Here is a 10729-nt window from a genome sequence, read left to right as displayed (position 1 = left end):
CCTCCGGAGGCGGTCGTTGGGTGTGCAGGGCACCGGGCGGCCGGACCACCCGGTGTGCAGGGCACCGGGAGCGGCCCGGGCGGGGCGACACGTCAAGCGTGCGCCCCGCCCCCGGGCGCGGGGGTCGCCCCGCGAGCCGCGCCCCTCCTCTGGGACCGGCCTCGTACCGACCGGTACGGACAGGGCTCCACGCCGCGCGGGAGATGGTGGAAGGATCGGGGCGTAGGCACATCCCACGTCACGAGGAGAACACCGTGCCCATCGCAACGCCCGAGGTCTACGCGGACATGCTGGACCGGGCCAAGAACGGCTCGTTCGCGTACCCCGCCATCAACATCACGTCGAGCCAGACCGTCACGGCCGCCATCCGCGGCTTCGCCGAGGCCGGCTCCGACGGCATCATCCAGGTCTCCACCGGGGGTGGCGAGTACGCCTCCGGATCGACCGTCAAGGACATGGTCACCGGTGCCACGGCGCTCGCGGCCTACGCCGAGGAGGTCGCGAAGAACTACCCGGTCAACATCGCGCTGCACACCGACCACTGCCCGAAGGACAAGCTCGACACCTTCGTGCGGCCGCTCATCGCGCTGTCCACCGAGCGGGTGAAGGCCGGGGGCCTCCCGATCTTCCAGTCGCACATGTGGGACGGCTCGGCCGTGCCGCTCGACGAGAACCTCCAGATCGCCGAGGAGCTGCTCGCGGCGTGCAAGGCGGCGCACATCATCCTCGAGATCGAGGTGGGCGTCGTCGGCGGCGAGGAGGACGGCGTCGAGAACGCCATCAACGACAAGCTGTACTCCACCCCGGAGGACGCCGTGGCCACCGTGCGTGCGCTCGGCTCGGGCGAGAACGGCTACTACATGACCGCGCTGACCTTCGGCAACGTGCACGGCGTCTACAAGCCGGGCAACGTCAAGCTGCGCCCGGAGGTCCTCAAGGCCGCCCAGGAGGCCGCCGCCGCCGAGCTCGGTGTCGCCGCCGACAGCAAGCCGTTCCACCTCGTCTTCCACGGTGGCTCGGGCTCGCTGCCGCAGGAGATCTCGGACGCGGTCGACTACGGCGTCGTCAAGATGAACGTCGACACCGACACGCAGTACGCCTTCACCCGCCCGGTCGCCGACTGGATGCTCAAGAACTACTCGGGCGTCCTGAAGATCGACGGCGAGGTCGGCAACAAGAAGCAGTACGACCCCCGCGCGTGGGGCAAGGAGGCCGAGGCCGGGATGGCGCAGCGCGTCGTCGAGGCCTGCCAGAACCTCCGCTCGGCGGGCACCCACCCCGCCTGACCGGCCGCAACCGCACCCCCGTCCGGGTCCCCGGGCGGGGGTGCGGCGTCTGCGGGCGGGCGGGCTAGCGTGGCGCCCATGAGCACCAGCGACCTCCTCGGCATCCCGCCCACCCAGCTGCCCCAGGACCCGGCGGCCCGCCCGCTCGAGGACGGTGTGGCACCCGACCAGGTCGCCGCGGCGCACCCGGCGTCCTCGCTGGCCTGGGCGGTGCTCGCCGAGGACGCGCTCGCCGACGACCGGGTCGTGGAGGCCTACGCCTACGCCCGCACCGGCTACCACCGGGGCCTGGACGCCCTGCGCCGCAGCGGCTGGCGCGGCCAGGGGCCGGTGCCGTGGGAGCACGAGCCGAACCGGGGGTTCCTCCGCGCGCTGGCCGTGCTCTCGCGGGCGGCGGGCATCATCGGCGAGGAGGAGGAGCGCCACCGCTGTGCCGAGTTCCTGCGCGCCTCCAGCGCCGAGGGGGCCCGCGCGCTGGGCCTCTGAGCCCGCGGGCGGAACGTTCCTGCTGGACGGGCGAAGGACCCGGGCGCACGCGCCCGGGCCCTTCCAACCGGAGACCTAATCACCGGGGCCGGCTCCGCCGCGCTCTCGCTGCGGCGATCGCCCCCGGTGGTCCCCTGCCCCCCGGTTGTTCTCCCAATCGTGCACGGAGTGCAGTCGTTTCTGCGACACTTGGTGGCCACTGACAACAAATGGCCACAGGGAACATGGCAGGTCAGCAGGGGTAGGTGGGGCGATGACCGGGTCACCCGGGGAGCTCGAGGGGGCGGTGCTGCTCGTCCTCGAGGAACAGCTGCGCCGCGAGCGCGAGCGCATCGACGAACGTCGCCGGGACCTGGACGAGGCGGCCCGGCTGCTCACCCGCGCCACGAGCCGCAGCCTCGGGGCCCGCGAGACCGGCGCCGAGCCGCTGAGCCCGGCCGTCACCCCCTCCGTGGTCAACCAGCTGCTCACCGAGAGCCGCGGCATGGTGCGCAACTTCGTCCTCACCGTCGCGCAGGGACCGGCGCTGGACCAGGCCACCGTGCGGGCCAACCGCACCCGGATGGAGCGCGGCGACGAGCAGCGCGCCGTCTACCCGGCCGAGGTGCTCACCACGGTGCGGGGCCAGCGCTGGCTCTCGGTCTGGGCCGAGGCCGGCGAGGACCAGCGCGTCCTGCCGAGCACCGGCACCGAGTTCGCCGTCTTCGGCGACACCGCCGTCGTGGCGCTGGGCGCCTGGGACGACCTCGACGGCGGCTACGTCCTGCTGCGCGACCCGCTGGTCGTCCGGCTGTACACCGCGTACTTCGACCTCGCCTGGCGGCACGCGATGCCCGTGCCGGGACCGGGGGAGGACGGCGACCCGCGCCTGGTCGAGCTGCTCGAGCTCGGGCTCAAGGACGAGGCGATCGCCCGTCACCTCGGCGTCAGCCTGCGCACGGTGCGTCGGCGGGTGGCCCGGCTGATGACCGTCAACGGCGTCGACACCCGCTTCCAGCTCGGGTGGGTGCTCGCGAGCCGCGAGTCCTGACCCCGACGGCGGGTCCGGGTGCGGGGGCCGCTCGGGACCCGGCCCGGGCCCGTGGCTCCGGCCGGGGTCGCGGTAGGGTGGGGTGGAACGAGGCCCCGGCGCGATCCGCGAGGGGCCTTCGCCACGCCGGGGCTCCGACGTCCCGGCGCACGCGTCGGAAGGAGCCGGGATGCCGGCGATCGTGCTGGTCGGAGCCCAGTGGGGCGACGAGGGCAAGGGCAAGGCCACCGACCTCATGGGCACCGACGTCGACTACGTCGTCAAGTTCAACGGAGGCAACAACGCCGGCCACACGGTGGTCATCGAGGGCGAGGACGGCACGCGCGAGAAGTACGCGCTGCACCTGCTGCCCTCGGGCATCCTCACCCCGACGGTGACCCCGGTCATCGGCAACGGCGTGGTGGTCGACCTGGAGGTGCTCTTCCAGGAGCTCGACGGGCTCGAGGCGCGCGGCGTCGACACCTCCAAGCTCGTCGTGTCGGCCAACGCGCACGTCATCGCGCCGTACAACCGGACGCTCGACAAGGTCACCGAGCGCTTCCTCGGCAAGCGCAAGATCGGCACGACGGGCCGCGGCATCGGCCCGACGTACGCCGACAAGATGAACCGGGTCGGCATCCGCGTCCAGGACCTGTTCGACGAGGGCATCCTGCGCCAGAAGGTCGAGGCGGCCCTGGGGTTCAAGAACCAGGTGCTCGTGAAGATCTACAACACGCGCGCGGTCGACGTCGACCTCGTCGTCGAGGAGCTGCTGGGGTACGCCGAGCGGCTGCGGCCGATGGTCGCCGACAGCGCGCTGGTGCTCGAGGAGGCGTTGAACGCCGGGCAGAACGTGCTGCTCGAGGCCGGTCAGGCGACGCTGCTCGACGTCGACCACGGCACCTACCCGTTCGTCACGTCGTCCTCGGCGACCGCCGGCGGCGCGTGCACCGGTTCGGGCATCCCACCGACGCGGGTGTCGCGGGTCATCGCGATCCTCAAGGCGTACACGACCCGCGTCGGTGAGGGGCCGTTCCCCACCGAGCTGTTCGACGACGACGGCGAGACGCTGCGCAAGACCGGTGCCGAGTACGGCACGACCACCGGCCGGCCGCGCCGCTGCGGCTGGATGGACACCGTCATCGGCCGCTACGCCACGCGCGTCAACGGGGTCACCGACTTCGTCATCACCAAGCTCGACGTGCTCACCGGGTTCGAGAAGGTGCCGGTGTGCGTGGCCTACGAGGTCGACGGTGTCCGGCACGACGAGATGCCGGTGTCGCAGAGCGACTTCCACCACGCCAAGCCCGTCTACGAGATGCTCGACGGCTGGTGGGAGGACATCTCCGGCTGCCGCGAGTTCGACGAGCTGCCGGCGGCGGCGCAGGCGTACGTGCTGCGTGTCGAGGAGCTCATCGGGGCGCGCGTGTCGGCCATCGGCGTCGGTCCGGGGCGGCACGAGATCATCCAGCGCCACCCCCTCCTCGACGCCTGACCCGCGGTCCTCGTCGGGGACGGGGAGGCCCCGCACACGACAACCGTCGTCCGAGGACGTCCATGTGCTCCCGATGCTGGGCCAGCCTGGTCCGGTTCTGGGGGCAAATCTCCATGTGCTCCTGATGCCGGGCCGTTCTGATCCGGTTCTCGGAGCAAGTCTCCAGGTGCTCCCGATGCTGGGCCGTTGTGGTCCGGTTCTGGGAGCAAGTCTCCATGTGCTCCCGATGCTGGGTCGTTGTGGTCCGGTTCTGGGGGCACGTCTCCATGTGCTCCCGTATTCGGGGCATGGCCCGGTTCTCGGAGCACATGGACGTCGTGGGCACGACACGTGTGTGGTGCGGGGGCGGGCCGCGCCGGGTGGGTCGACCGCCGGGACGTGCGAGCCCCGAGCCGGAGGGCTCAGGCGGGGCGCAGGACGTGCATCCGGTGCGCCGCGCGGGTCAGCACGACGTAGAGCACGCGCACGCCGCCGGGTGACTCCTCGGTGACGGCGTCGGGGTCGACGACCACGGTCGCGTCCCACTCCAGGCCCTTGGTGGACAGCGGGTCGATGACCTGCACGCGCCCCTCCCCGGCACCGTCGAGGGCGGCCAGCCGCTCCTCCCAGCGCCGGGGCGTGACGACGGCGATCGAGCCGTCGACCTCGCCGAGCAGCTGCTCCACCGCGTCCGCCGCGGCCTCCGCGAGCGATCCCTCGACGACCCGGTCGACGGGGTGGACCCCCGTCTCCCGCACGGCGTCCGGGATGTCGGCGTCCGGCACGAGCGGGAGGATGACGTCGCGCGCGTGGTCGAAGATCTCGCGGGCGTTGCGGTAGTTCGTGTCCATGTGGAACGCGCGGCGCTCGAGGCCGGAGAAGGCCTCCTCGCGCGCTCGGCCCGCCTCGACGAGGTCCGGCCACGACGCCTGCGCGGCGTCGCCGACCACCGTCCACGACGCCGACCGCCCGCGCCGGGCGACCATCCGCCACTGCATCGGCGAGAGGTCCTGCGCCTCGTCGACGAGGACGTGCGCGAACCCGGACGCCCGCTCGAGCCGCCCGGTCAGCAGCCGCTCGCGTGCGTCGGCCGGAGTCACCTCGGCCCGGCTGTCGGCACCCCAGGCGGGTCCGCCGCGCGCGCCGGCACGCACGTCCGCGACGCCGTACGCCGCGAGGTCGTCGAGCTCCTCGATGTCGTAGAAGCCGGCCTCCTCGCGCTCGACGTCCTGGACCGGGCCGAGGCGGGCCAGCAGGTCGTCGGCGAGGGCGATGTCGGAGACCGACCACTCACCGACCTCGAGCGCCTCGCGGTAGGAGTACGCGATCGCCGCGGCCTCCTCCTGGTCGAGGACGCCGCGCGAGACCGCGTAGGCGTGGTCGGTGTCGGCGAGGGTGAGCAGCAGCTCGCGGGGGTCCAGCGGGCGCCACCACGACGTCATGAACTCGTCGACCTCGCGCGAGGCGTCGAAGGCGTCGAGGAAGTCCGAGCGCTCGCCCTGGCGCACCGAGCGCCACGCCGCCTCGGCGAGGGCCGAGCGGGCGGCGTCGGCCGCCAGGTTGTGCTGGTGGCCGCGCAGGACCTCGGCGCGCACGCGGCGCAGGACGTCCTCGTCGAGGCGTACCGCGTGACCGGCGACGAAGGACCGGAAGGCGCGCGGCGAGCCCTCCGGGGCACGCGCGGCCAGCCGGGACAGTAGCCGGCGGATCCGCAGCGAGCCCTTGACCTCGGCGACCTCGGGGGTGTCGGAGCGCCGCGCGGTCACGCCGTCGACGACGTCGCCGAGCGCGCGCAGCGCCACGGACTCCTCGCCGAGGCTGGGCAGCACCCGCTCGATGTACGCCGTGTACGCCGCGGACGGGCCGATGACGAGGATGCCGCCGTGCTCGAAGCGGCGCCGCTCGGCGTAGAGCAGGTACGCGGCGCGGTGCAGGGCGACGACGGTCTTGCCGGTGCCGGGGCCGCCGGTGATCTCGGTGACGCCACGCGAGGGGGCGCGGATGGCCTCGTCCTGGTGGCGCTGGATGGTGGCGACGATGTCGCGCATCTGCCGGCCGCGGCTGCGGGTGAGCGCCGCCATCAGGGCGCCGTCGCCGACGACGACGATGTCGTCCGGCGCGACCGGCACCATGAGGTCGTCCTCGACACCGACGACCCTGGCCCCGCTGCAGCGCAGCACACGACGCCGGACGACCCCCATCGGCTCGACCGGGGTGGCGCGGTAGAACGCGGCCGCCGCGGGCGCCCGCCAGTCGACGACGAGCGGCTCGTAGTCGTCGTCGCGCACACCGAGCCGGCCGATGTGGCGGACCTCGCGCTCGGCGGCGGTGGAGTCCTCCTCGCCGAGGTCGAGGCGCCCGAAGACCAGCCCCTCGTACTGCGTGTCGATCATCGCTCGGCGTCGGGCGGCCGCGAAGACGAGGGCGTCGCGCTCGAAGAGGCCGGTCATCTCCTCGTCGCGGACGTCGCCGGTGCGGTCGGTGCGGCCGCGCGCGAGACCGTCGGCCTCGACGTCGGCCGCGCGCAGGCTGGCCTTGGCCAGCTCGGCGTAGACGCGGTCGACGTGGGCCTGCTCGGTGGCGACCTCGGCCGCGACCTCGGGGGAGGTCTCGGCAGGGTGGTGGGCGGTCACGGGCGGGCGATCTCCTGGGTCCTGGGGCGCGGCACGGCGCAGGTCACGGAACTCACCAGTCTAGACCGGCACGGCGCGCGCCGAGGCGGGACCGGCCGATGACGGGCGCCCCCGCCCGGGGCGGCCGTCGCCACCTAGGATCGGGCCCCGTGAAGGTCCTCGTCATCGGGTCCGGTGCTCGCGAGCACGCCATCGTCCGGGCGCTGTCCCTCGACCCGGCGGTCGACGCCGTCGTCGCGGCCCCCGGCAACCCGGGCATCGAGGCGGTCGCGCTCTGCGAGCCGCTCCCCGGCGGGGTCACCGACGCCGAGGGGGTCGTCGCGCTGGCCCGCAGCCACGAGGTCGGCCTCGTCGTCGTCGGGCCCGAGGCGCCCCTCGTCGCGGGGGTCGCGGACGCCGTGCGCACCGCCGGCATCCCCTGCTTCGGCCCGTCCGCCGAGGCGGCCCGGCTCGAGGGGAGCAAGGCCTTCGCCAAGGAGGTGATGTCGGCCGCCGACGTCCCCACCGGCCGCGCGCACGTGTGCACGAGCCTCGACGAGGTCGCCGAGGCACTCGACGCCCTGGGCGCACCGCACGTCGTCAAGGACGACGGCCTGGCCGCGGGCAAGGGAGTCGTCGTCACCGACGACCGGGACGCCGCCCTCGAGCACGCCCGGACCTGCCTCGACAAGCCGGACGGCCGCGTCGTCGTCGAGGAGTTCCTCGACGGCCCGGAGGTCTCCCTCTTCTGCGTCTGCGACGGCACCGACGTCGTGCCGCTGAGCCCGGCCCAGGACTTCAAGCGCGTCGGCGACGGCGACACCGGCCCGAACACCGGTGGGATGGGCGCCTACAGCCCGCTCGACTGGGCGCCGGCCGGCCTCGTCGACGACGTCGTCGCGCGCATCGCGCGCCCGGTGCTCGTCGAGATGGCGCGCCGGGGCGCGCCGTTCGTCGGCGTCCTCTACGTCGGGCTGGCGCTGACCTCGCGCGGACCCCGGGTCATCGAGTTCAACGCCCGGTTCGGCGACCCCGAGACCCAGGTGGTCCTCGACCGGCTCCGCACGCCACTCGGGCGCCTCCTGCTCGCGGCGTCCACCGGTGGGCTGGCCGAGCTCGAGCCGCTCCGGTGGAGCGAGGACCACGCCGTCACCGTCGTCGTCGCCGCGCGCGACTACCCCACGACGCCGCGCACGGGCGACCCCGTGACCGGCCTCGACGACGTGCCGGGCGCCCCGGACGCCTACGTCCTGCACGCCGGCACCACGCGGGACGCCGACGGCGTGCTCGTCTCGTCCGGCGGTCGCGTGCTGACCGTCGTCGGGCGCGGTTCCTCGCTCGCGCAGGCGCGGGCGCGGGCCTACGCCGCGGTCGACGCGGTCGGCCTGGAGGGCTCGCACCACCGGCGCGACATCGCCGAGCGGGCCGAGCGCGGCGAGGTGTCGGTCAGCCGGTGAGCGCCGCGTGGGCGTCGGCGAGGTGGTCGAGGTCGGCGAGGTCGAGGACCTGGAGGTAGACCCGGCTCGCCCCGGCCTCGGCCAGGCGCCCGAGCCGCTCGCGCACCTCGTCGGGGGTGCCCGCCAGCCCGTGCTCGCGCAGCTCGCGGGGGTCGCGGCCGATGGCCTCGGCCCGCCGGCGCACGGCGGCGTCGTCCCGCCCGACGCACAGCACCTGGGCGGCGCTGTGCACGAGGCTCAGGGGGTCGCGGCCGTGCTCCTCGCACACGGCGTCGACCCGCTCGAAGAGCACGCCGGTCTCCTCCGGTGACGAGAACGGTGCGTTGAACTCGGTGGCGTACCGGGCCGCGAGCGAGGGGGTGCGGCGCTTGCCCCCGCCCCCGACGATGACCGGCACGCCGCCCTCCTGCACGGGCCGGACGAGCGCCGGCGAGCCGCTGACGGGGTAGTGCGAGCCGTCGTGCTCGTACGTGCTGCCGGCGGGCGCCGACCACATCCCGGTGATGACGGCCAGCTGCTCCTCGAGCCGGTCGAAGCGCTCCTTGAGCGGCGGGAAGGGGATGCCGAAGGCGGCGTGCTCGGCGGCGAACCAGCCTGCGCCGAGGCCCAGCTCGACGCGCCCACCGCTCATCCGGTCGACGTCCGCGACGGTGACGGCCAGCGGCCCGGGGAGGCGGAAGGTCGCGGACGACACGAGGGTGCCGAGCCGGATGCGGGAGGTCTCGCGGGCCAGGCCGGCCAGCGTGGTCCAGGCGTCGGTGGGCCCGGGGGCGCCGTCGCCGGACATGTGGAGGTAGTGGTCGGACCGGAAGAACGCGTCGTAGCCGAGGTCCTCCGCGGCCCGGGCGACGGCGAGCAGGTCGTCGTAGGTGGCGCCCTGCTGGGGCTCGGTGAAGATGCGCAGGTCCATGGGCCCACGCTACGGAACGTCGCGGCCCCGGTCACCCCACGGGCCGGGCGCCCTCCCCGCGGGCCGTGCGTCCGGGGACCACCCGGCCGCCGCCGAGCGCGACGAGCAGGGCGACCAGACCCCCGGCCGCCATCAGCACGGCGAAGCGCGGGCCGTCCATCCCGGGGCCGAACCACGCGACGGCGCCGCCGACCACCGCCGTCTGCAGCGCCACGCCGGTGGCCCCGGCCAGGCTCTGGGCGGCGCTCGCCCGCCCCTGCCCCGAGGTCGGCGCCAGGGCGAGCAGCTGGGTCGAGAGCGTGGGGGAGAGGATGCCCATGCCCGTGGCCGCGAGGGCCCACCCGACCATCCCGGGCGCCAGGGGGAGCAGGTCGAGCGCGAGCAGGACGGGCCCGAGCGACCCCACGGCGATGAGGAGGCCGCCGGCCCGGGCGCGCGTGCCGGGGCCGAACCGCTCCTGGGCGGGCGCCGTGCTGTTGAGCCAGGACCCGAACGCCCAGAAGAGGCCGGTCACGGTGAGCGAGACCCCCGCCACCGCCGTCGAGACGTGGTGGGTCGTCACGAGCATCAGCGGGAGCACCCCACCGACGGCGGTGAACGCCGCCGCGGTCAGCAGCCCGGTCCCCGCGACGGCGGGCAGCCCGCGCGCAAGCCGGGCCGTCCCCCGCGGCAGGGCCCGCGCCGCCCCGAGCAGGACGACGACCACGCCGCCGAGGACCAGCGGCAGCCCGACCGCCCGGGTGTCCGCGGACTCGAGCAAGGGGGCCGTGAACGTGGTCACGGCCAGACCGGCGGCCAGCACCACCGACGCGGCGATCCGGGCCCGGGCGCCGGGGTCGGCGCTCGCTCCCGCCGCTCCGGTCTCGCGCAGCGCCGCCCGCAGCAGGAGGACGGCGGGGAGCACGACGAGCAGCGGTCCGGCGAACACCCAGCGCCAGCCCGCGAGGGACTCGATGGCCCCGGCGAACCCGGGGCCGAGCAGCGACGGGAGGATCCACGCCGCCGCGAACGACGCGAAGACCTTGGCGCGCAACGACTCCGGCAGGGCTCGCGCGACGACGACCATCAGCGTCGTGTCGATGAGGGCCTCGGCGGCTCCGGACACGGCCCGGCCGGTGACGAAGACGAGCATCGTCGGGGCGAGGGCGGAGACGAGCTGTGCGCCGGCGAAGAGGGCCAGCCCGCCGAGGAGGACGGGCCGGGGCCCGAGCCGGTCGGTCCACCGCCCGGAGAAGGCCATGCCGAGCGTGAACATCACCAGGCCCGCGCCCGTGGAGGCACCGAAGAGCGCCCACCCGTCGAGCTCGCGGACGACGACGGGCAGGACGGTCTGGACGGCCCGGTTCTCGAAGGCCGCGAGCGTCACGAGCGCCACCACCCCCACGACGACCGGCAGGTGCCGGCGGTCGAGCAGGCGCTCGGGCCGGTCGTCGGGCAGCACGTCGGTCGGGTCGGTCGTCGTCACCACCTCATCCTGATACCTCAAGTCCACTTG

Annotated in this window: 8 protein-coding genes; 5 read left to right on the top strand and 3 right to left on the bottom strand. The window is 74.6% G+C overall.

The window, feature by feature from the left end; translation table 11 throughout:
* The first annotated feature begins 254 nt into the window (after nucleotides 1-254).
* The 4 genes from fbaA to ACQZ2A_RS03485 all read left to right on the top strand — a co-directional run bounded on the left by fbaA (nucleotide 255) and on the right by ACQZ2A_RS03485 (nucleotide 4276).
* The gene (gene fbaA, locus ACQZ2A_RS03500; RefSeq protein WP_430207192.1) at nucleotides 255-1286 is read left to right on the top strand and encodes a class II fructose-bisphosphate aldolase; all 1032 of its coding nucleotides are present in this window, start codon (nucleotides 255-257) and stop codon (nucleotides 1284-1286) included.
* 78 nt (nucleotides 1287-1364) lie between these two features.
* The gene (locus tag ACQZ2A_RS03495) at nucleotides 1365-1772 is read left to right on the top strand and encodes a DUF3151 domain-containing protein (protein WP_430207190.1); all 408 of its coding nucleotides are present in this window, start codon (nucleotides 1365-1367) and stop codon (nucleotides 1770-1772) included.
* A 253-nt stretch (nucleotides 1773-2025) separates the two neighbouring features.
* Nucleotides 2026-2802, top strand: a complete 777-nt coding sequence (locus tag ACQZ2A_RS03490) for a helix-turn-helix transcriptional regulator (RefSeq protein WP_430207188.1) — start codon at nucleotides 2026-2028, stop codon at nucleotides 2800-2802.
* Between the two features lie 169 nt (nucleotides 2803-2971).
* Nucleotides 2972-4276, top strand: a complete 1305-nt coding sequence (locus ACQZ2A_RS03485; protein WP_430207186.1) for an adenylosuccinate synthase — start codon at nucleotides 2972-2974, stop codon at nucleotides 4274-4276.
* A 401-nt stretch (nucleotides 4277-4677) separates the two neighbouring features.
* On the opposite strand, the gene ACQZ2A_RS03480 is transcribed toward ACQZ2A_RS03485, so the two are convergent.
* Nucleotides 4678-6888, bottom strand: a complete 2211-nt coding sequence (locus ACQZ2A_RS03480) for a HelD family protein (RefSeq protein ID WP_430207184.1) — start codon at nucleotides 6886-6888, stop codon at nucleotides 4678-4680.
* A gap of 149 nt (nucleotides 6889-7037) precedes the next feature.
* Between ACQZ2A_RS03480 and purD the strand changes: the two genes are divergently transcribed.
* Nucleotides 7038-8324, top strand: a complete 1287-nt coding sequence (gene purD / locus ACQZ2A_RS03475) for a phosphoribosylamine--glycine ligase (RefSeq protein WP_430207182.1) — start codon at nucleotides 7038-7040, stop codon at nucleotides 8322-8324.
* Here purD and ACQZ2A_RS03470 read toward each other — a convergent pair.
* A complete protein-coding gene (locus tag ACQZ2A_RS03470) occupies nucleotides 8314-9234 on the bottom strand; it encodes an LLM class F420-dependent oxidoreductase (RefSeq protein WP_430207180.1) in 921 nt (306 codons plus the stop codon). The genes purD and ACQZ2A_RS03470 overlap by 11 nt on opposite strands.
* A 31-nt stretch (nucleotides 9235-9265) precedes the next feature.
* On the bottom strand, nucleotides 9266-10699 hold the full coding sequence (locus tag ACQZ2A_RS03465; RefSeq protein WP_430207178.1) for an MFS transporter: 1434 nt from the start codon (nucleotides 10697-10699) through the stop codon (nucleotides 9266-9268).
* Between the last annotated feature and the right edge of the window lie 30 nt (nucleotides 10700-10729).

Origin of the sequence: Phycicoccus avicenniae (assembly GCF_050496545.1) — a bacterium.
Classification (GTDB): Bacteria; Actinomycetota; Actinomycetes; order Actinomycetales; family Dermatophilaceae; genus Phycicoccus; species Phycicoccus avicenniae_A.
Note: the sequence above shows the minus strand (reverse complement) of the source record. Positions and strands in the feature narration are given on the sequence as shown.